This is a genomic window from Variovorax sp. CCNWLW225 (assembly GCF_037204045.1).
GTDB lineage: Bacteria > Pseudomonadota > Gammaproteobacteria > Burkholderiales > Burkholderiaceae_C > Variovorax.
The window spans coordinates 377,480-397,879 of sequence record NZ_JBBCBV010000004.1 but is presented as its reverse complement, the minus strand read 5'-3'; the positions used below and the strand labels follow the sequence as shown (position 1 = coordinate 397,879).

The window sequence follows — 20,400 nt, the reverse complement described above, 5'->3', positions numbered from 1 at the left end:
AACGGTTGCTCATCGAGAACCCCGCGCTGCCCGGCGACGATCCGTACCTGGCTTGTGCTGTCGGGGACGAGGCTGGCCTGCGTCGCGCGACATTGCAGGATCCCGCATGGGTCCACCGCGAGGGTGGGCCGCTGCGGCTGCCTCCGCTGGTGGCAGTCACCCATTCAGGACTGGCGAGCCGGCCCGGCTTTCGAGAGCGGTTGCGCAGTTGCGCGAGTTTCCTGCTGGCCGCCGGCGCGTCGCCCGGCCAGTCCGTCGGCAACCGTTGGCCTCCGGCTTCGCTCGAGGCGCCTTCGGCCACCGAGCGGCTGTCGGCGCTCTACGGCGCCGCGGGCAAGGCTTTCGATCCGGAGCTGACCCGGCTTCTGCTCGAGGCTGGTGCCGATCCGAACGACGGCGAGTCTCTCTATCACTCACTCGAAGCGCCCGCGTGCACCAAGCTGCTGCTCGATGCCGGCGCGCGGATTACCGGTTCGAACGCGATGTATCGCGCGCTCGATCTCGACGACGCCAGCGTATTGCAACTGCTGCTCGATCACGGTGGCGATCCCAACGAGCCACCGCTGGGTCCGCCGACATCCGATTGGGGATCGCCGCTGCTGTGGGCGATCCGCCGCCGCCGCTCGCCTGCTCATGTCCAGGCCCTGCTTGCGGCCGGCGCGAAGGCGGACGCGTGCACACCGGATGGCGTTCCGGCCCGCACACTGGCGCTTCGCTTCGGGCAAGCCGAGGTTGCCGCGCTCCTGGAGCGTGCAGGCGCGGACCGTGAGCCGCTTGCAATGGCTGAAGCCTTTGTGGCTGCCTGCGCGAGCGGCGACACGGAAACAGCTCGCGCAATTCAGGAGGCCCATCCGGGCGTGATCGACGCCCTTGACGATGCCCGGCTGCGCATGCTCCCCGAACTCGCTGCGCAGGGGTGCGTTGCCGCGGTCAAGGCGATGGTGACGTGCGGTTGGCCGATCGAGGTCCGCGGTGGCGACATCGACGCCTCAGCGCTCAACCACGCTGTTTTTCGTGGCGATGCGGCGCTCACGCACTTTCTGCTGGAGCATGGCGCCGATTGGCGGACGCTGCACGGCTTCGGCGACAACGTTTGCGGCAGCCTGTCCTGGGCATCGCTCAACGAACCGGTCGAAGGCGGCGACTGGGCCGGCTGCGCAAGAGCCTTGTGCGCACATGGCCTGCCGCCTGCGCGGCCGGACCCGACCGGCTCGGACATCGTGCTGATCGGGGAGAAGCGCTATCGGTTCGCGGACGACGTCACGGATGCGCTGCTCGGCGCCGCTGCTTAGCGCTCTTGGCGATTGCCGCAGAAGCAAGTAGCCGTTCTCACCGCAGAGGTGCACAGCAATCAGCGCCTTCGTCCCAAGCTCTCATTCCCCGCCTCGATCGTCCTCCGGCGCATCGGCGCGAGGAGGAGCTTGGCTGCAATGCCGGCGCCGATCGACACGACGGCAGCCACCAGGAATACGCGGTCCCAGTTGCCGCCCGCGGCGAGTACAGAGCCCAGCGGCACGAACAGCGACGCGGTGCCCTTGGCCGTGTACATGGTGCCGGCGTTGCTAGCGGCATTCTTGCCGCCGAAGGTGTCGGCCACCAATGCCGGAAAGATCGAGTAGATCTCGCCCCAGAACAGGAACACGAGCGCCGCAAAGGTCATGAAGGCCGCAGGTTCATGGCCGTACAGCTTCAAGCCGAGCAGCGCCAACCCTTCGCCGACGAAGACCAGCAGCATCGTGTTCTCGCGGCCGATCCTGTCCGAGACGAAGCCGCACAACGGCCGGGTGAAGCCGTTCGCCAGGTTGTCGATGGCAAGCGTCATGGTCAGCAGCGGCATCGACATGCCGAGAAAGTGCATGGGCAACTTGTCGATGTGAAAGTCTTTCGCAATGGGGCCGATCTCTGCCGTCGCCATCAGTCCACCGGCGGCCACCAGCACGAACAGCAGATAGGTGAGCCAGAAGACGGGCGTCTTCATCATCTGCGCGGGCGTGTAGTCGACCTTGGTCATGACCAGGCGGGTTTGCGCGGCCACGCCTTTGGGCGCGAAGGGCTTCGCCATGAACATCGCGAGCACGAAGATGCAGCCTCCCTGGAGGATGCCGAAGTACACGAAGGTGTGTTCGTAGCCCGTGCTCTGGATCATGTTCGCAATCGGGATCACGGTGAGCGCCGCGCCGGCACCGAACCCGGCCGCCGTGAGCCCCGCGGCCAGGCCGCGCTTGTCAGGAAACCACTTCAGCGCGTTGCCGACGCAGGTGCCGTAGACGCAACCGGCGCCAATGCCGGAGATCACGGCGGCCGTGTAGAGCATGGCCAGCCCGTCGGCATAGGCATTGAGAATCCAGCCCAGTGCGGCGAGCACGGCGCCCGCGGCTACAACAGGGCGCGGGCCGAAGCGATCGACAAGCCAGCCTTCGACGGGCACCAGCCAGGTCTCCACCACGACGAAGATCGAGAAGGCAATCTGGATCGCGCCCAGGCCCCAGTGATGCTTGGCTTCCATCGGGGCGACGAACAGGGTCCAGCCATACTGGACGTTGGCGATCATCGCCATGCAGACGATGCCCAGTGCGAGCTGCACCCAGCGCAACGAACTGCTCGGGGCGGTAGTGGTGGTGGTGGGAGTAGTGGCCGTGGCGGCCGCGTGGGGGGTGGTTGCGATGGCTGCGCGCGAAGGCGTGCCATCCCTGGTCTGAGGGATCATGACAAGAACCTTTCCTTTGTCTCTTTTGTGGAGTCTGTAGTTGTGGAAAGCCATCGAATCGCCGCACTTGCGTGCAATCGATCCGAAGGGGCAATGTCCGGGCGATCGCAGGAAAAACTCTTGACCTGCGTCAAGATTGCCGTCGCCTGTCACAAAACAATGTGCCCGCGCGTCTAAGAGGTGATTCCCCCAACCCTCAAGCTACAAGGAGCTCACAATGTCCTCAGCCCGACTCGACTATCACGCGCTCGCGCCCGCCGCAGCACGCGCCGGTGCCCAGTTTTCGCACGCCGCCGGCAGCACGCTGGACAAGCGCCTGCGTGAATTGGTGAACTTGCGCATCAGCCAGATCAACGGCTGCGCTTTTTGCATCGACATGCACTGGGCCGACCTGATCAAGCAGGGCATGGACCCACGCCATGTCAACGCTGTCGCCGGTTGGCGCGAGGCGGCGCGCTTTTTCAGCGAAGCCGAGCGCGCCGCGTTCAACTGGGCGGAGGCCGTCAATGCGGTGCCGCAGCGCACACCCAGCGACGCGGACTTCGAGGCCGTGAAGCGGCACTTCAGCGATGCGCAGATCGCGGACCTCACGTTCGCGGTCTGCGCCATTCGCTCGTGGAACATGCTCAATGCCAGCTTCCACATGCAGGTGCCCGAGATGCCGTACACAGCCGGTTGAATTCGCCCGGGCGGCGGCGACGGCCGACGCCTCCACCGCGCGGCAGAGGTGGCTTTCGCGGTAAATTGCGTTCAAACCACAGGAGACAACGCATGCCCGCCAATCCGCAGTTCAACCGGTTCGCCATGCGGGCCGCCTTGTACTCCTGCCTCGCGATGCTCGCGTTGACGAGCAGCGCCGCCGACTACCCGCCGCCCAAGGAGGGCAGCTGGATCGCGAAGGACTTTCGCTTTCACACCGGCCAGGTCATGCCGGAACTGCGCCTGAACTACGTCACCATTGGCGCGCCCAGCGGCGAGCCGGTGCTGATCCTGCATGGAACCACCGGCTCGGCAGCAAGCATGCTGACACCCGCATTTGCCGGCGAGCTGTTCGGCGTGGGCCAGCCGCTGGACGCCACCCGCTACTACATCATCATTCCCGACGGTCTGGGAACCGGCAAGTCGGCCCGGCCCTCCGATGGCCTGCGTGCCAAATTTCCCCACTACAACTACGACGACATGGTGGACGCGCAGTACCGGCTCGTGACCGAGCACCTCGGCGTCAAGCACCTCCGGGCGATCGTCGGCAATTCAATGGGGGGCATGCACGCGTGGATGTGGGGCGTGAAGTACCCGAACGCCATGGACGCGCTGGTGCCGATGGCGTGCCAGCCCACCGAGATGTCCAGCCGCAACTGGATGATGCGACGGCTGCTGACGGAGTCCATCCGCAGGGATCCGGAGTGGAATAACGGCAACTACACCGTCCAGCCTCGCAGCGCGCAGTTTGCCTCCGTGTTCTTCGCCACGGCCACCAACGGCGGCAACCTGGCGATGTACAAGGCCGTGCCGACGCGCGCCCAGGCCGACAAGCTGCTGGAGACGCGCCTGAGTGCACCTTTTGCCGCGGACGCAAACGACATCCTCTACCAATGGGAAGCGTCCGCCGACTACAACCCGTCACCCGGGCTGGAGCGCATTCAGGCTGCCGTGCTTGCCATCAATGCAGCCGATGATGAACGCAACCCGCCCGAGACCGGCATCATGGAACGTGAGATGAAGCGCGTGAAAAATGGCAGCTACTACTTGATCCCCGCCAGTGACCGGACGACCGGGCACGGAACCACAGGGCAGGCAACGTGGTGGAAGGCACAGCTTTCGGAACTGCTGCAAAAAGCGCCGAGACGAGGGCTGTAGTCAGTCTTGCTCCATGAGAAGCGCGCGGGACGCCTATCCGGCACGAACGCACTGGCGCAGTTTTTCGCGCGCGTCATGCCCGCCGTTCCATCCAATGTTGGAAACAGTCCTGCCGTCGATCAGCAGTTCGAAATGCTCGACATCGAGCATCGTATCGATGGCCTTGTCGATGTCGGGCACTGTGAGCGCGATGGCTCCGAAACGAAGTCCCGGCATTGAGTAGTTGACCGCTTTCACTGTTTGTGCCGGATAGCGCGACTGTTTCATCGTGACCGTGATCGTCTGGATATCCGCCGGCTGCGGAATATCCGCGCCCCAGAAGGTCAGCATTCCGCCGTCATGTTGGGGGCCTGGCCCCGAGATGCTCACCAGCTGCCCCTGTTTCTTCCAGGCGGCGGTGCAGGTCTTGCCGGGCCTTGCCTTCGGATCGACCCGGAAGACCTCCCACCCGCCCAAGTACATTCGCTTGAACGCCGGATCGCGCGCCATCTTCTCCTCGATCGCGGCCATTCGCGCCTTTTCAGTAACGACCGCGTTGTGCTGCGCCTTGATGCTGCGGACCATCCGCTCCATCTCCGCGTCATAGAAGGACGTGGTGTCGACCGATGCGGCATAGGCGTCGCGTGGAGCGCTCGGCGCGGGCGCGGGGCCCGCAACGCAGAGCGGGAACGGGCCGACGCCGTGAGAGCCGCCTGCCATGCCCACACGCCGCTCGCCTGGCGAGCCGTTGCACGGATAGGCCGCCGCCGCCAAGCCGGGCAGCAGGAGGATTGCCGCGGCCGCACCGGCCGAGGAGAGGAAGCGAAGGACAGCGTTCATCTTGAATTCTTATAACGTGTGGCGAAGCGCGAACGGGCAATGGCGGTTGCTGCCTTCACGGCGTCTCAAACGCAGCCCGGCGCCTGACGCGCCGCATTCTTGCATCAAAGCATGGCGCTACGATCACCCATCTACCGACAAACCCAAGAGAGACAACTCCTATGCCATTGAACCTCGACACCTCCTCGAGCCTCCCGCAAGACGCCGCGCGTGCCACGCTGGTCGGCCGCCTCTGGCAACCCGGCGTCGGGCCGGTGCTGGTGGCCGTCCATGAGGGCGGGCTGCACGACCTTTCCAAGCTCGCGCCCACGATGAGCGACCTGCTCGAAGCCAAGGAGCCGCCGTCCGATGCGGTGCGGCGCGCGCTGCAGGGCGGCCAGGCGCCGCGCATCGCCTCGCTTGACGACGCCATCGCCAACAGCGATGCAACGGCGCGCGACGAATCCAAGCCCTGGCTGCTCGCACCTTGCGACCTGCAGGCGATCAAGGCCAGCGGCGTGACCTTTGTCGAAAGCCTGCTCGAGCGCGTGATCGAAGAACAGGCGCGCGGCGACGCATCGCGGGCCGAGGCCACGCGCGCCGCGCTGGGCGGTGTGCTAGGCGACAACCTCGCGGGCATCGTGCCGGGCTCTGCCGAGGCCGCAAAGGTGAAAGAGGTGCTGCTGGCGCAGGGCGCATGGTCGCAGTACCTCGAAGTGGGCATCGGCCCCGACGCGGAGATCTTCACCAAGGCTCCGGTGCTCTCTTCGGTGGGCACCGGTGCCGACATCGGCATTCACTCGGCGTCGGTGTGGAACAACCCCGAGCCTGAAGTCGTGCTGGCCGTGAACAGCCGTGGCCAAACGCTGGGCGCGGCGCTCGGCAACGACGTCAACCTGCGCGACTTCGAAGGCCGCAGCGCACTGCTGCTCGGCAAGGCGAAGGACAACAACGCTTCCTGCGCCATCGGCCCGTTCATCCGCTTGTTCGATGCGCACTTCGGCATCGACGACGTGCGCCGCATCACGGTTGCGCTCGAAGTCACGGGCCCTGAAGGCTTCAAGCTCGAAGGCTCGAGCTCGCTGTCGAAGATCAGTCGCGATCCGCTCGACCTGGTGTCGCAAGCCATTGGCGTGCACCATGACTACCCCGACGGCCTCATGTTGTTTCTCGGCACGATGTTCGCGCCGACACAAGACCGTCATGGTCCTGGGCAAGGATTCACCCATGTCGTCGGCGATCGCGTCCGCATCGCCGCGCCGGAACTCGGCGCACTCGTGAATCGCGTGGTTCATTCGGACCAGGCGCCGCGGTGGACTTTTGGGTTAAGCGCGTTGATGCGCAATCTTGGTGGGCGCGGATTGCTGTAATCGTTCTTTCTACGCTTTAAAAGGAGTTGTACTCCTTTGTAATTCATAGGCAGCACGTAGCAATGTGTTGCTGTTGACCGCGCTTCGCGTTCCCCTCAAGATAACCATTGTTGATGGTTGTTAATAAAAGGGAGATGGCGTTGCCGCCAAGCGAGATCGAACTACTGCAGTCGCCTGTTGAAGGCCCGCTTCCGTGCGGCGAAGACCTCGAATACGACCCCGATTTCATGGCGTTGCAGCAGGCAACGACCGGAAAGCGGGAGCAGCAGTTCGGCTCGACCATCATTCCGGCCGAGCCGCCCGACTGGGCTCGCGTCGAGCGCATCGCAAAGCAACTGTGCCAACGCACGCTCGACCTGCGCGTACTGGTTCCGCTCACGCTGGCGTGGACCGAGAGCCGCGGGCTGCCCGGCTATGTCGACGGCTTGCAAGTGGTCGACGGCGTGCTGCAAAAATTTTGGGACGACGTGCATCCGCGCGTGGTCGATGATGGTTTCGAAGACCCGCTGCCGCGCATGAACGCGTTGGCCGCACTGGCCGAAGCCGAGGGATTGGGGCGCAGCGTGCGCGATGCGCGCCTGCTCGAAGACGCCGGCGTGTCGATGAGCCTGCGGCAGGTCGAGGCGCTGCTCGATTCGAGCAAGGCCGACCAGATCGACTACCCGGGCGGCATCGGCCGGCTGCGCGAAGTGGCGCGCCGTGCGCAGGAAAAGTCGGCCCCGCCGGTGCTGGCATTGCATGCGGCGCTGGAACTGTTGCAACGAATTCGCGAGACCTCGGAGCGGGCCCTGGGGCAAAGCTGGGCGCCCGATTTTTCCAGGCTCGAACGTTCTCTTCGCACCGTGGTGCAGCTGCTGCCTGAGCAGGCCCAGCAGGCACTGGCCGAAGCATCGGAAGTTCCGCAAGGCAGCGAGGCCGCGCCATCGGCCTCGCCGGGGCAAGGCTCTGCCAGTGCTGCCAATGGTGCGAGCGGCCAGCGCGTAGCGGGCATTAAAGATATTGAAATATCGAATCGTGATGATGTGCAGCTGTTGCTGGAAAAGGCGTGCCAATACATGGAACGCACCGAACCCAGCCACCCGGCACCCATGCTCATCCGAAGAGCGCAAAGACTGCTGGACCTCAACTTCTTCCAGATCATCGAAGAACTCGTACCCGAGGGCTTGCAGAAGATTGAAAGCCTGGCGGGGCGCTCGCTGAGTACCGGCACCGAATAGAAGTGCCGACAAAAAAAGTGGCAGGGCGACAAGCAGCGCGAGAACGCAAGGTCAGATTGGTCAGAGGCAACTCCGACCCACACGCATAGAGATTCAAGAGGAAGCTTATGGCAGACAACCGTGTCAGAAACAGTGGTCAGAAGTTCATTGCGCGCAACCGCGCGCCGCGCGTGCAGATCGAGTACGACGTCGAGATCTACGGCAGCGAACGCAAGATCCAGTTGCCCTTCGTGATGGGCGTCATCGCCGATCTCGCGGGCAAGCAGGTCGATCCGATGCCCGACCTGGCGGAGCGCGACTTCATGGCTGTGGACATCGACAACTTCGATGACCGCATGAAGGCCATCAAGCCGCGCGTGGCCTTCCAGGTGCCGAACACGCTCACGGGCGAAGGGCAGATGAACGTCGACATCACCTTCGACAGCATGGACGACTTCTCGCCCGCGCGCATTGCACGCCAGGTGGGCGCGCTGCAGCACCTGCTCGAGGCGCGCACCGAGCTTTCCAACCTGCTGTCCTACATGGACGGCAAGAACGGCGCCGAGCAACTGATTGCCCAGGCGCTGCAGAACCCGGAGCTGCTCAAGTCGCTCGCGTCCGCACCCAATCCCGCCGTTGCCAAGGCGGTGGAAGCGGCAAACGAGAAGTCCGGCGGCCCCGGCACCTCTCCCGAATAAGCAGCGCAAGCCGACAGGACGTCCATCATGAGCACCGCACCCAAACAGACAGCGCGCGCACAAGCCGCCACCATCGAAGCGCTCGAACCCAACGAGTTCTCCGACCTGCTGCAGCGAGAGTTCAAGCCCAAGACCGACCAGGCCCGCGACGCGGTGCAAAGCGCCGTCAAGACGCTGGCGGTACAGGCGCTCGAAAGCACCGTCACCATCTCGAACGACGCCTACCGCACCGTGCAGGCGATCATCACCGAGATCGACCGCAAGCTCTCCGAGCAGATCAACCAGATCCTTCACCACGAAGACTTCCAGCAGCTCGAAGGCGCATGGCGCGGCCTGCACTACCTGGTCAACAACACCGAGACCGACGAGCAGCTCAAGATCCGCGTGATGTGCGCATCCAAGCGCGAAGTGGCGCGCTCGCTCAAGCGCCACAAGGGCATCGGCTGGGACCAGAGCCCGCTGTTCAAGAAGATCTACGAGGCGGAGTACGGCCAGTTCGGCGGCGAGCCATTCGGCGCGCTCATCGGCGACTTTCACTTCGACCACAGCCCGCCCGACGTGGAAATGCTCGGCGAAATGGCCAAGATTGCCGCGGCCGCGCACTGCCCCTTCATTGCCGGCGCATCGCCCACGGTGATGCAGATGGATTCGTGGCAAGAGCTTTCGAACCCGCGCGACCTGACCAAGATCTTCCAGAACACCGAGCACACCGCATGGCGGTCGCTGCGCGAATCGGAAGACGCGCGCTACATCGGCCTGGCCATGCCGCGCTTTCTTGCGCGCCTGCCGTACGGTGCGCGCACCAATCCGGTCGACGAGTTCGAGTTTGAAGAAGAAACCGATTCGGCCCTGCACAACCGCTACACATGGGCCAACTCGGCCTATGCCATGGGCGTGAACATCAACCGCTCGTTCAAGCAGTTCGGCTGGTGCACGTCGATTCGCGGCGTGGAATCGGGCGGCGCGGTCGAGAACCTGCCCACCCACACCTTCCCGACGGACGACGGCGGCGTGGACATGAAGTGCCCGACCGAGATCGCCATCAGCGACCGGCGCGAGGCCGAGCTGGCCAAGAACGGCTTCATGCCGCTGGTGCACCGCAAGAACTCCGACTTTGCGGCCTTCATCGGCGCGCAGTCGCTGCAGCAGCCGGCCGAGTACTACGACGCCGACGCCACGGCCAACGCCAACCTGGCGGCGCGCCTGCCGTACCTGTTTGCATGCTGCCGCTTCGCGCACTACCTGAAGTGCATCGTGCGCGACAAGATCGGTTCGTTCCGCGAGCGCGAGGACATGGAGCGCTGGCTCAACGACTGGATCATGAATTACGTGGACGGCAGCCCAGGCACGTCGTCCCAGGATACGAAGGCAATGAAGCCGCTGGCGGCGGCTGAAGTCCAGGTGGAAGCCATCGAGGACAACCCGGGCTACTACGCCGCCAAGTTTTTTCTCCGGCCGCACTATCAGCTCGAAGGGCTGACGGTGTCGTTGCGGCTGGTTTCGAAGCTGCCATCCAACAAGAAGGACAGCAGCTAGTTCAACGGTGTCCCGAAATCGGGCATATATAACTTTGGGGGTTAATCATGGCAGTAGACATGTTCATGCGCGTCGAGGGCGCAAACGGCGAATCCAAGGACTCGAACCATAAGGACTGGACGGATATCAAGTCGTTTGCATGGGGAGCGACGCAGCCTGGAAACATGGTCAGCGGCGGTGGCGGCGGTGTGGGCAAGGCAAGCTTCAACGACCTGCAGGTTCTTGCGCGCATCGACAAGGCGGCCCCGTCCGTCATGAAGAACTGCGCCAGCGGCAAGCACCTGAGCAAGGTCGAAGTGTCGGTGTGCAAGGCCGGCGGCTCGCAGATCGAATACACCCGCGTCACGCTCGAAGAAGTGCTGGTCACCTCGGTGCAATACACGGCCGAGCAGGGCAGCGATGCGGTGCTGGTGCAGTTCGCCTTCCAGGCCGCCAAGGTGAAGCAGCAGTACTGGGAGCAGACGGACAAGGGCGGCAAGGGCGCCGAAACCGTTCTGGCCTGGAACATCAAGGAAAACCGGGAAGCCTGATTTCCGTTTTTGCCTGACCGAACCCGCGCGCGCCGCATGGCGGCGTGCCGCGGGGCTCCGGTCACCCGCAGATATTCACCGGCGGCCCACGGCCGCATGCGAGTCAATGAGGAAGTTTCATGGGCGATGGGTTTGCAGTGCTGGGCGAGCGCTCCGTGGCCGAGCACACCGAATGGGTACAGCGGCAGATTCGCGCGCAGCCCCAGAACGCCAGCCTACGGCTTGCTCTTGGCCACTTTCTTGCGTTGCGCGGCGAATGGCAGCGGGCTGAAGACCAGCTCAAGCTCGCCGCCAAGATCGATCCTTCTTTCGCTCCTGCCAGCGCCACTTGTGCGATGGCCCTGGCAGCCGAGCGCCACCGAACCGAATTCTGGAACGGCGGCCGTGCGCCGGCCGTCATTGCCGGCGATGCCGATTGGGTCGCGGGGCTGATTGCCGCCGCGGCGCTGCCGCCCGATCAGGCCGCGCAAGCGGCCGACCTGCGCGAAGCCGCGCGCCAGGCGGCGCCCGCCTTGCAGGGCACCTTGAGCGCTGTCGACCGGTCCGATTCGCGCGCTGCGCAGGCCATCGACGGCGAGCCGGTGCAAAGCATCGAGTTCGCATGGCTTTGCGACGGCGACGTGCGCATTGGCGCCGTGCTCGAACTGCTCACGCCTTCGGGCTACGCGTGGCTGCCGCTGCCGGCGGTGCGGCGCCTCAAGTTTTCGCGTCCGCAGCACCTGGTCGACCTGCTGTGGGCGCCAGCCGAAATCGTGCTGCACGACGGCCGCGGGCTCAACGGCCTGGTGCCGGTGCGCTACCCCGGCGCGCTCGAGGCGCTGGAAGACGAAGCGGCACTGGGCCGCCGTACCGACTGGCTGCAACTCGCCGGTGAAGAGCAGTACGCCGGCGTGGGCCAGCGCACGCTGATCAGCGAAGCCGGCGACCATTCGCTGCTCGACATTCGCCTGGTCGAGTTTGCCGCCGCGGAGAGTGTTGCCCAGTGAGTTCACTCCTGCCAGCCAGCCGCTTGCCCATGGAGGCCGAGGGCGATCACCAGCAAGAAAGCGTTGCACGCGACCGCCTGCAGCCGGTGCTGCTCGACCGCCTGACCGACAAGCAGCCGCAGACCCGCCAGGAGCGCGCGGGCGCGTTCCTGATGAGCGGCAAGCTGCTGCGCGATTCGGTGCTGCGCGACTTGCAGTGGCTGCTCAACACCACCAACTTCGGCGCTGACCACAACATCAACGCCATGCCGCGCGCGCGCCGCTCGGTCGTGAACTACGGCGTGCGCGGCTGGGCCGGCGGGCGCATGTCGGAGGTCGACTTTGCCGACGTCGAGGCCGCCATTCGCGCGGCCATCATCGACTTTGAGCCGCGCATCATGAAAGACAGCATCGACGTGCGCTGCGTCACCGACTCCACCGATCTGGAGCACCACAACCTGCTCGCGCTCGAGATCCGCGGCACGCTGTGGTCGGTGCCTTACCCCATCGAATTCATCCTGCGCTCAGAGCTCGACCTCGAAAGCGGCCACATGGTCCTTCGCCCGACGGGAGGGCTCTGATGGACGCGCGGCTGCTCGACTACTACAACCGCGAACTCACCTACATGCACGAGCTCGGTGCCGAGTTCGCGCAGCGCTATCCCAAGATTGCCGGCCGGCTGGGCATGCGCGGCATCGAGGTGAGCGATCCGTACGTGGAGCGCCTGCTCGAGGGCTTCAGCTTTCTTACGGCACGCATCCAGCTGAAGATGGATGCGGAGTTTCCGCGCTTCTCGCAGCGGCTGCTCGAAGTGGTGTACCCGAACTTTCTTGCGCCGCTGCCGGCCATGGGCGTGGTGCAGATCGACGGCAACCTGAACGAAGGTTCGCTGAAGGCCGGCTACGAGCTGCCGCGCCACACCATCCTGCGCGGCCGCATGATCAAGGGCGAGCAGACGGCCTGCGAATTTCGCACCGGCCATGCCGTCACGCTGTGGCCCATCAAGATCGCAGAGGCGAGCATTGGGCCCGTGCCGGCAGAGATTGCGCACGCGATGCCCGTGGTTGCGCGCCAGGCCAAGAGCGCCATCACCATCAAGCTCGAAGCGGTGGGCGGCGCCCGGTTTGCCGAAATGCCGCTCGACCGGCTCGAGTTCTTTCTTTCGGGCGCCGAGCTGCATGCGCTGCGCGTGCTCGAGCTGGCGGTTCACCACAGCGTGGGCACCGTGTGCCGCAGCGGCCCAGGCAGCACCGCGCGCATCGTGCCGCTGGGCGACGAGGCCATTCGCCACGAAGGCTTCGACCCCGACCAGTCGCTGTTGCCGTATGACGCGCGCTCGTTCCAGGGCTACCGGCTGCTGCACGAGTACTTCGCGTTTCCCGATCGCTACCTGTTCTTCAGCGTGAAGAACCTGCGCGCGGCGGCCGCCGCCATGAGCGGCAGCACGATGGAAATCGTCATCATGCTCGATCGTGCCGACAGCGACCTGGAACGTGTGGTCGATGCGCGGCACTTCTCGCTCTTCTGCACGCCCATCATCAACCTGGTGCCGCGCCGCAGCGACCGCATTCCGGTCGGGCCGGGGCAGCATGAGCACCATGCGGTGATCGACCGCACGCGTCCGCGCGACTTCGAGATCTTTACCGTCGAGCGCGTCACGGGCCACATGAGCAACGGCTCCGAGGAGCGGGAGTTCAGGCCGTTCCTAGGCTCCTTCGCCGCCGACGACGGCGACTTCGGTTCTTATTTTTCGCTGCGCCGCGAGCCGCGCCTGGTGTCCGACCGCGCCCGCGCGCAAGGCACGCGCACCAGCTACACAGGCAGCGAGGTGTATGTGTCGCTGGTCGACCAGCACGATGCGCCGTTTCCGCACAGCCTGCGGCACATCACCATCGATGCGCTGTGCACCAACCGCGACCTGCCGCTGTTGCTGCCCACCGGGCTCGAATCCGATTTCACCCTGCGCGTCTCGGCGCCGGTGCGCGCGGTGCGCATACTGCGCGGCCCGTCGCGGCCGTATCCCGCATTGGCGGAAGGCGCGCTCACCTGGCGCCTCATCAGCCACCTGGGCCTCAACTACCTGAGCCTGACCGACGTCGATGCCAACCAGGGCGCGGCCGCGCTGCGCGAGATGCTCGACCTGTACGGCAACCTGGCCGACCCCGCGGTGCGCCGGCAGATCCAGGGCGTGCGCTCGATGGCGCTGGCGCCCGTGTTTCGCCGGTTGCCCGAGCCGGGACCGATCGTCTTCGGCCGCGGCGTGGAGGTGGCGCTGAAGATCGACGAGGTCGCCTTCTCGGGTTCGAGTCCTTATCTTTTTGGTGCCGTGCTGGAGCAGTTCTTCAGCCGGCATGTGTCGCTCAACGCGTTCACCGAGTTCGCGCTCTCCAGCCTGCAGCGCGGAGAAATCGCGCGATGGGCGCCACGCATCGGACGCCGCCCCGCCGTATGAGTGCGCTGCACGTTACCGACGATTCATCGGCACCATCGGTCGTCCCCGATGAGCCGGCTGAGGTGGCCCCGCCCGCGCGGCGCGGTGCGCCGGAGGCCGATCCGGTGTTGTGGGCCGGCCTCGTCGACCAGCCTTTCGAGCATGACCTCTTCATGCTGCTGCGCCGGCTCGATGCGCAAGGCGGCCACCCTTTGCTGGGCCGCGCGCCGCGCCCGCTCGATGAGCCGCTGCGCCTGGGGCAGGAGCCCTCGATGGCGTTCGCGCCGTCGAACGTCTCGGGCGTGGATGTGGACGGCGATGGCCCGCCGCGCATCTCGATCTACGGCTTTGGCCTGTTCGGCCCCAACGGGCCGCTGCCGCTGCACCTGACCGAGTACGCACGCGAGCGCAAGCGCCATCACAGCGACAACACGCTCAGTGCGTTTGCCGACCTGTTCCATCACCGGCTGATCCTGCTGTTCTACCGCGCCTGGGCCGATGCGCAGTCGGTCAACAGCCTCGACCGTCCCGACGGCCACCGCTTTGTCGACTACGTGGCCAGCCTCATGAACATGGGGCAGCCGGGCCTCAAGGAGCGCGACCGCATTGCCGACCATGCGCGTACCTTCATGGCCGGGCACCTTGTGCGCCAGACGCGCAACCCCGAAGGGCTGATCCAGATCCTGAAGCTGTACTTCGGCGTGCCTGTGCGCGTCGACGAATTCGTGAGCGGCTGGGTGATGATCGACGACCGGCAGGTGAGCCGGCTCGGCCTCTTCGGGCGCAACCACCAGCTGGGCGGCGGCGCGACCATCGGCCTGGCGGTGCGCGATGCGCAAAGCAAATTTCGCCTGGAGCTGGGCCCGCTCTCGCAAGACGAGTTCCGCCAGTTCTTGCCAGGCAGCAAGCGGCTGCAGCAGGTGGTCGACTGGGTGCGCCAGTACGTCGGCATCGAGTTTGCGTGGGAGCTGCGGCTCGTGCTCAAGAAAGAAGAAGCCCGCGGCATGCAGCTGAGCGGCGGGCAGCGCCTGGGCTGGGGCAGCTGGCTCGGCACGCGCCTTTCAGACACCGATGCAGGCGACATGGTGTTCCAGCCCGAAGCATTGTTTTCCCGTCCCGCATCGGCAGCTTCCGTGGCGGCTGAAGTTTCTTCCATGGCCTTATGACCGATATTCGCCGCGTCTCTCTTTTTTCCAAACTGAACCCGATGCTCTACAAGGCATTGGAGACCGCCACCGCGTTTGCCAAGCTGCGCGGCAATGCCTATGTGGAGCTGGTGCATTGGCTGCACCAGATACTGCAGCTGCAGGACAGCGACCTGCTGCGCATCGTCAAGCGCGCGGGCCTCAACATCGATGCGGTCGAGCAAGACCTGGTGCGGGCGCTCGACCGCCTGCCGCACGGCGCCACGTCGATCAGCGACATTTCCGAGCACGTCGACAACGCGGTGGAGCGTGCCTGGGTGTATGCCAGCCTGCGCTTCGAGGCCACGTCGATCCGCGGTGCCTACCTGCTTGCGGGCATCGTGAAGACGCCGGGGCTGCGGCAAGTGCTTTCTGGCATTTCGCGCGAGTTCGACAAGATCGTGCCCGACGTTCTCATCGCCCAACTCCCCGCGTGGACCGAAGGTTCGCCCGAAGATGATTTCGACGCCGCACCGCAAGGGCAGGGCGCCGGCCATGGGGCCCCTGCGGCGGCTCACCAGGGCGACGGTGCGGCGGCCGGCGGCTCCGCGCTGGCCAAGTACGCAAGCGACCTGACGGCCAAGGCGCGCGCAGGCGAACTCGATCCCGTCTATGGGCGCGACGACGAGATCCGCCAGATCATCGACATCCTCATGCGCCGGCGCCAGAACAACCCGCTGCTCACCGGCGAGGCCGGCGTGGGCAAGACGGCCGTCGTCGAAGGGCTGGCGTCGCGCCTTGCCGCCGGCGATGTGCCGCCGTCGCTCAAGGACGTGTCGCTGTGGGTGCTCGACCCCACGCTGCTGCAGGCGGGTGCGGGCGTGAAGGGCGAGTTCGAACAACGCCTGAGGCAAGTGATCGACGAAGTCGAGAAGAGCCCCAAGCCCATCGTGCTGTTCGTCGACGAAGTGCACACGCTGGTCGGCGCGGGCGGCACCGCCGGCACCGGCGACGCGGCCAACCTGCTGAAGCCGGCGCTCGCGCGCGGGCGGCTGCGCACCATCGGCGCCACCACGTGGTCGGAGTACAAGAAGTACATCGAGAAAGACCCGGCGCTCACGCGGCGCTTCCAGACCATCCAGGTGCACGAGCCCACCGAGCCCAAGGCCGTGGTCATGCTGCGCGGCATTTCGGCCGAGCTCGAGAAGCACCACGGCGTGCTCATTCTCGATGCCGCGCTCGAAGCGGCCGTGAGCCTGTCGCACCGCTACATTCCCGCGCGGCAGCTGCCCGACAAGGCGGTGAGCCTGCTCGACACGGCGTGCGCGCGCGTGGCGCTGAGCCAGCATGCGCTGCCCGCCGCCATCGAAGACCTGCAGCGCCGCATCGAAGTGCTGGGCATCGAGCGGGGCATTGCGCAACGCGAAGCCGCCATTGGTGTCGGCGAGGCGAAGCGCGTGGACGACATCGCGGCCGAGGTGGCTGCCGCGCAGGCGGAACTCGACCTGCTGGAAAAGCGCCGCGTGGAAGAAGCGACGCTGGTCGAGCGCATCGTCGCGCTGCGCAAGCAGCTGTCGCCCGCTGCCGTGCCCGTGCAGGCAGAAGAGGCTGCGGCGGAAGACGTGGAGGGCGACGATGTCGAGGCAGCGGCACACGTCGAAGCCGCACTGGCCGAGCCCGAGCGGGCGCCCGAAGAGATTCGCGCCGAACTCAACCAGGCGCAGGACAAGCTCGCGCAGCTGCAGGGCGAGTCGCCGCTCATCCTGGCCGCGGTCGATGCGCAGGCCATTGCCACCGTGGTGGCCGACTGGACGGGCATCCCCATCGGCCGCATGGTGCGCGACGACGCGCAGTCGGTGCTGCGCCTGGGCGAGATTCTTTCGGCGCGCGTGGTCGCGCAGCCCGATGCGCTAGAAACCATTTCGCGCCGCATCCGCACCGCGCGTGCGCGGCTCGACAACCCGAACAAGCCGGTGGGCGTGTTCCTGCTCTGCGGCCCCTCTGGCGTGGGCAAGACCGAGACCGCGTTGGCACTTTCAGAGGCGCTCTACGGCGGCGAGCAGAACCTCGTCACCATCAACATGAGCGAGTTCCAGGAGTCGCACACCGTCTCCACGCTCAAGGGTGCGCCGCCCGGCTACGTGGGCTACGGCGAAGGCGGCGTGCTGACCGAAGCCGTGCGCCGCAGGCCCTACAGCGTGGTGCTGCTCGACGAGATCGAGAAGGCGCACACCGACGTGCACGAGATCTTCTTCCAGGTGTTCGACAAGGGCTGGATGGAAGACGGCGAGGGCCGGCACATCGACTTTCGCAACACCGTGATCATCATGACCTCGAACGTCGGTACCGACCTGGTCATGCAGCTGTGCGAAGACCCGACCCTGCGCCCCGACCCCGAGCCGCTGGCGGCCGCATTGCGCGAACCGCTGCTCAAGGTGTTTGCGCCGGCGCTGCTCGGGCGGCTGGTGGTGGTGCCTTATTACCCGCTGCATGCCGATGCGCTGCATCGCATCATCCGCCTGCAGCTAGACCGCATTGCCGCGCGGCTCGATGCGAACCACGGCATTGCCCTGCACTACGACGACAGCGCCGTCGAACTGGTGGCGCGCCGCTGCACCGCCATCGAGTCGGGCGGACGGATGATCGACGCCATCCTGACGCACACCATTCTTCCGCGCTTGAGCGAAGAAGTCATTGGTGCAACGGTCAGCGCGCGCAAGCTCGCAGAGGTGCGGCTGAGCGCGGCGAACGACGACTTTCACTACGAATTTTCTGAACGCTGAGCGAAGAAAGGGAGTAAGCCATGGCCACCCGAATCGTCAAAGCCCACACGCCGCTGGCGGAAGACCAGCTGATATTCCGCTCGATGCACGGCGCCGAGGGGTTGTCGCAGCTGTTCGAGTTCGAGGTGGATCTGTTGAGCCCGAGCGTGTCGCTCGACATGAAGTCGGTGTTGGGCAAGCCGCTTTCGCTCGAAATACAGACGGTCGGCGAACCGCGTTTTCTCAACGGCCAGATCGTGCGGTTCACCATGGTGGGCAGGGAGAGCAGCACGTCGCGCTACGTGGTGTACCGCGCCACCGTGCGGCCCTGGCTCTGGTACCTGACGCGCACCAGCGACTGCAAGATCTTCCAGAACAAGTCGGTCGTCGACATCCTCGAGGAAGTGTTTGCGGACTACAACTTCGCGTTCGAAAAGAAGCTCAGCGGAAGCTACCGGCAGTGGGAGTACTGCGTGCAGTACCAGGAGACCGACTTCGCCTTCGTGAGCCGGCTCATGGAGCACGAGGGCATCTACTACTACTTCAAGCACGAGAAGAACCAGCACACGCTGGTGCTCGCGGACGACATCGGCGCGCACGAAACCCTGCCGGGCTATCCCAAGATCAGCTATCTGGCGGCGGACCGCGACCCGGACCCTTTCCAGGAAGTGATCGACCAGTGGCAGGTGACAGAGGAAATCCGCCCCGGCACCTACGTGGTGGACGACTACGACTTCAAGAAGTCGAAAGCCGACCTGATGGGCATGCGAAGCCAACCGCGCGGCAATCCCCACGACACCTATGAGATCTATGAATGGCTCGGCGGTTTCAGCGAGGCCGAGCAGGGCGAGCATTACTCCCGCATCAGGCTCGAAGAGGCGCAGTCGCAGGCCGAGCGGGACATTGGCCACAGCAGCGTGCGCGGCATGGCGCCGGGTTATCGCTTCACGATGCAGAACTGCCCGCGGCAGGACGACAACCGCGAATACCTGATCGTGTCGGTGTCCTATGCACTGCGCGAAGGCGGCTACGAGAGCGGCGCCGCCGACAGCCACTACAGCTTCAGCTTTGCGGTGCAGCCGACCTCGTACCCGTTCCGTCCGCCGCGCGTAACGCCGATGACCCGCACCAATGGGCCGCAAACCGCCACCGTGGTGGGCAAGGCCGGTCAGGAGTATTGGGTCGATCAATACGGCCGCGTGAAAGTGCAGTTTCGCTGGGACCGCTATGGCAAGAGCGACGAGAACAGCTCCTGCTGGGTGCGCGTTTCCAGTGCCTGGGCCGGCTCGAACTACGGCGCCGTGAACCATCCGCGCAAGGGGCAGGAGGTGATCGTCGATTTCATCGGCGGCCACCCTGACCGTCCGATCATCATCGGCCGCGTCTACAACTCGGACCAGATGCCGCCGCTCGAGCTGCCCGCGAAGGTCACGGTGAGCGGCTTCGTGAGCCGCAGCCAGGACGGCACGCCGGCGAATGCCAACGAGTTCATCCTGGACGATGCGCCGGGCTGCGAGCTGGTGCGGATTCACGCCGAGAAGGATTTCGAGCTCGACGTAGAGGCGGACGAGCGCGACACCATCGCCGGCGACCGCACGACCACGGTCTCCGGGAACGACACGCTCACCGTCGGCAAGGCGCGCACAACCACGGTGAAGGCGGGGCTCGACCACGCGAAGTACCAGACCGGATCGAAGCTCGAGGTCTCGGGTGGCCTGACTGAGCATTTCTTCAACAACAGAATAGAGATCACGACCAAGGGAGGCGCGAAGGAAACCGTTGAAACCGGCACCTCCGAAGTCATCGTGACGGCCGGGCAGCGGCACGAGACTTTCAAGAGCGGATTCCTCGTCGAAGTCGGAGGCGGAATGGAGGAGAAGGTCAAGGGCGAGTCCAAGCTCACAGCCGTGGATTCGCTGCGCACCGAGCGCTACAACGCCAACTGGGATCGCAAGGTTACCGGCACGGCGGTCGACCACATCACGTCGACGCTCACCGAAACCATCGACGGCACGCACACCACCACTGTGACGGGCGGCGACTACGTCGGCAAGGCGAAGAGCGTGTACATCGAGTCGACTGCCGGCAACGTCGAGATCAAGGCGAAGGGCGATGTGATCATCGAGGGCGAGCACGTCAAGCGTATCAATCGGGCAAGCATCTGGGACTCGGCGCCGACGCGGTTCACCAGCTCGGGGCTGAACGTCGGGTTCAACGGCCTTCTCACCAGCAGCTCGGGGCTCGCCAACTTCAACAACGGCATCCAGATATCGACCAACGGTGCCAAGGGTGAACTGTTCGGCATCTCCTATGCCTTCGGCCTGTACACAACCACGCAGTCGATCGCCCATACCGGAAATGCCGGCTATGACGTCAACATGGGCGGCGTGCTGCTGTACTTCAAGATGCTGACGGGCATTGCCTGA

At 65.3% G+C, this 20,400-nt stretch carries 16 protein-coding genes; 14 read left to right on the top strand and 2 right to left on the bottom strand.

Annotation, left to right across the window (positions count from 1 at the left end; all coding sequences use genetic code 11):
- A partial coding sequence (locus tag V9L20_RS11395) for an ankyrin repeat domain-containing protein (protein ID WP_337296670.1) occupies positions 1 to 1,292 on the top strand: 1,292 nt, incomplete at its 5' end.
- 59 nt (positions 1,293 to 1,351) lie between these two features.
- On the opposite strand, the gene oxlT is transcribed toward V9L20_RS11395, so the two are convergent.
- Positions 1,352 to 2,707 (bottom strand): oxalate/formate MFS antiporter, encoded by a 1,356-nt coding sequence (gene oxlT / locus V9L20_RS11390; protein WP_337296669.1) that lies wholly within the window; start codon positions 2,705 to 2,707, stop codon positions 1,352 to 1,354.
- A 217-nt stretch (positions 2,708 to 2,924) separates the two neighbouring features.
- Here oxlT and V9L20_RS11385 point away from each other — a divergent pair, with 217 nt between their 5' ends.
- Together V9L20_RS11385 and V9L20_RS11380 are read left to right on the top strand one after the other, a co-directional pair.
- Positions 2,925 to 3,386: a carboxymuconolactone decarboxylase family protein gene (locus tag V9L20_RS11385; RefSeq protein WP_337296668.1), complete on the top strand. Its 462-nt coding sequence runs from the start codon at positions 2,925 to 2,927 to the stop codon at positions 3,384 to 3,386.
- A 92-nt stretch (positions 3,387 to 3,478) separates the two neighbouring features.
- The gene (locus V9L20_RS11380; protein WP_337296667.1) at positions 3,479 to 4,564 is read left to right on the top strand and encodes an alpha/beta fold hydrolase; all 1,086 of its coding nucleotides are present in this window, start codon (positions 3,479 to 3,481) and stop codon (positions 4,562 to 4,564) included.
- Positions 4,565 to 4,597: 33 nt separating this feature from the next.
- Here the strand turns inward: V9L20_RS11380 and V9L20_RS11375 are convergent, their stop codons facing one another.
- Positions 4,598 to 5,383, bottom strand: coding sequence for a hypothetical protein (locus V9L20_RS11375; protein WP_337296666.1), 786 nt, complete (start codon positions 5,381 to 5,383; stop codon positions 4,598 to 4,600).
- A gap of 161 nt (positions 5,384 to 5,544) precedes the next feature.
- Here V9L20_RS11375 and V9L20_RS11370 point away from each other — a divergent pair, with 161 nt between their 5' ends.
- From V9L20_RS11370 to V9L20_RS11320, 11 genes are all read left to right on the top strand, one after another.
- Positions 5,545 to 6,732 carry a fumarylacetoacetate hydrolase family protein gene (locus tag V9L20_RS11370; protein ID WP_337296665.1) on the top strand — a complete coding sequence of 396 codons (1,188 nt, stop codon included), beginning with the start codon at positions 5,545 to 5,547 and terminating at the stop codon, positions 6,730 to 6,732.
- Between the two features lie 134 nt (positions 6,733 to 6,866).
- Positions 6,867 to 7,949, top strand: a complete 1,083-nt coding sequence (gene tssA, locus V9L20_RS11365) for a type VI secretion system protein TssA (protein ID WP_337296664.1) — start codon at positions 6,867 to 6,869, stop codon at positions 7,947 to 7,949.
- 107 nt (positions 7,950 to 8,056) lie between these two features.
- Entirely contained in the window at positions 8,057 to 8,626 is a 570-nt protein-coding gene (gene tssB / locus V9L20_RS11360) for a type VI secretion system contractile sheath small subunit (RefSeq protein WP_337296663.1), read from the top strand.
- A 27-nt stretch (positions 8,627 to 8,653) separates the two neighbouring features.
- Positions 8,654 to 10,162, top strand: coding sequence for a type VI secretion system contractile sheath large subunit (tssC, locus tag V9L20_RS11355; protein ID WP_157611312.1), 1,509 nt, complete (start codon positions 8,654 to 8,656; stop codon positions 10,160 to 10,162).
- A gap of 47 nt (positions 10,163 to 10,209) precedes the next feature.
- Complete coding sequence (locus V9L20_RS11350; protein WP_126746719.1) at positions 10,210 to 10,692, top strand: Hcp family type VI secretion system effector; 483 nt, start codon at positions 10,210 to 10,212, stop codon at positions 10,690 to 10,692.
- A gap of 119 nt (positions 10,693 to 10,811) precedes the next feature.
- Positions 10,812 to 11,678 (top strand): type VI secretion system accessory protein TagJ, encoded by an 867-nt coding sequence (locus V9L20_RS11345; protein WP_337296662.1) that lies wholly within the window; start codon positions 10,812 to 10,814, stop codon positions 11,676 to 11,678.
- Between the two features lie 29 nt (positions 11,679 to 11,707).
- Positions 11,708 to 12,238, top strand: coding sequence for a type VI secretion system baseplate subunit TssE (gene tssE / locus V9L20_RS11340; protein ID WP_258508188.1), 531 nt, complete (start codon positions 11,708 to 11,710; stop codon positions 12,236 to 12,238).
- The gene (gene tssF, locus V9L20_RS11335; protein ID WP_337296661.1) at positions 12,238 to 14,109 is read left to right on the top strand and encodes a type VI secretion system baseplate subunit TssF; all 1,872 of its coding nucleotides are present in this window, start codon (positions 12,238 to 12,240) and stop codon (positions 14,107 to 14,109) included. Before tssE ends, tssF begins: the two co-directional genes overlap by 1 nt.
- The gene (gene tssG / locus V9L20_RS11330) at positions 14,106 to 15,254 is read left to right on the top strand and encodes a type VI secretion system baseplate subunit TssG (RefSeq protein WP_337296660.1); all 1,149 of its coding nucleotides are present in this window, start codon (positions 14,106 to 14,108) and stop codon (positions 15,252 to 15,254) included. Before tssF ends, tssG begins: the two co-directional genes overlap by 4 nt.
- Positions 15,251 to 17,995 (top strand): type VI secretion system ATPase TssH, encoded by a 2,745-nt coding sequence (gene tssH / locus V9L20_RS11325; RefSeq protein WP_337296659.1) that lies wholly within the window; start codon positions 15,251 to 15,253, stop codon positions 17,993 to 17,995. Before tssG ends, tssH begins: the two co-directional genes overlap by 4 nt.
- A 20-nt stretch (positions 17,996 to 18,015) precedes the next feature.
- On the top strand, positions 18,016 to 20,400 hold the full coding sequence (locus V9L20_RS11320) for a type VI secretion system Vgr family protein (protein ID WP_337296658.1): 2,385 nt from the start codon (positions 18,016 to 18,018) through the stop codon (positions 20,398 to 20,400).

What these genes read in the sequence shown, in the direction of transcription:
- tssE (WP_258508188.1), top strand. Translation starts at nt 11,708, where the DNA reads ATGGAGGCCGAGGGCGATCACCAGCAAGAAAGCGTTGCACGCGACCGC.
- tssA (WP_337296664.1), top strand. Translation starts at nt 6,867, where the DNA reads ATGGCGTTGCCGCCAAGCGAGATCGAACTACTGCAGTCGCCTGTTGAA.
- tssF (WP_337296661.1), top strand. Translation starts at nt 12,238, where the DNA reads ATGGACGCGCGGCTGCTCGACTACTACAACCGCGAACTCACCTACATG.
- tssC (WP_157611312.1), top strand. Translation starts at nt 8,654, where the DNA reads ATGAGCACCGCACCCAAACAGACAGCGCGCGCACAAGCCGCCACCATC.
- V9L20_RS11345 (WP_337296662.1), top strand. Translation starts at nt 10,812, where the DNA reads ATGGGCGATGGGTTTGCAGTGCTGGGCGAGCGCTCCGTGGCCGAGCAC.
- tssH (WP_337296659.1), top strand. Translation starts at nt 15,251, where the DNA reads ATGACCGATATTCGCCGCGTCTCTCTTTTTTCCAAACTGAACCCGATG.
- oxlT (WP_337296669.1), bottom strand. Translation starts at nt 2,707, where the DNA reads ATGATCCCTCAGACCAGGGATGGCACGCCTTCGCGCGCAGCCATCGCA.
- V9L20_RS11385 (WP_337296668.1), top strand. Translation starts at nt 2,925, where the DNA reads ATGTCCTCAGCCCGACTCGACTATCACGCGCTCGCGCCCGCCGCAGCA.
- V9L20_RS11350 (WP_126746719.1), top strand. Translation starts at nt 10,210, where the DNA reads ATGGCAGTAGACATGTTCATGCGCGTCGAGGGCGCAAACGGCGAATCC.
- tssG (WP_337296660.1), top strand. Translation starts at nt 14,106, where the DNA reads ATGAGTGCGCTGCACGTTACCGACGATTCATCGGCACCATCGGTCGTC.
- V9L20_RS11380 (WP_337296667.1), top strand. Translation starts at nt 3,479, where the DNA reads ATGCCCGCCAATCCGCAGTTCAACCGGTTCGCCATGCGGGCCGCCTTG.
- V9L20_RS11375 (WP_337296666.1), bottom strand. Translation starts at nt 5,383, where the DNA reads ATGAACGCTGTCCTTCGCTTCCTCTCCTCGGCCGGTGCGGCCGCGGCA.
- V9L20_RS11320 (WP_337296658.1), top strand. Translation starts at nt 18,016, where the DNA reads ATGGCCACCCGAATCGTCAAAGCCCACACGCCGCTGGCGGAAGACCAG.
- tssB (WP_337296663.1), top strand. Translation starts at nt 8,057, where the DNA reads ATGGCAGACAACCGTGTCAGAAACAGTGGTCAGAAGTTCATTGCGCGC.
- V9L20_RS11370 (WP_337296665.1), top strand. Translation starts at nt 5,545, where the DNA reads ATGCCATTGAACCTCGACACCTCCTCGAGCCTCCCGCAAGACGCCGCG.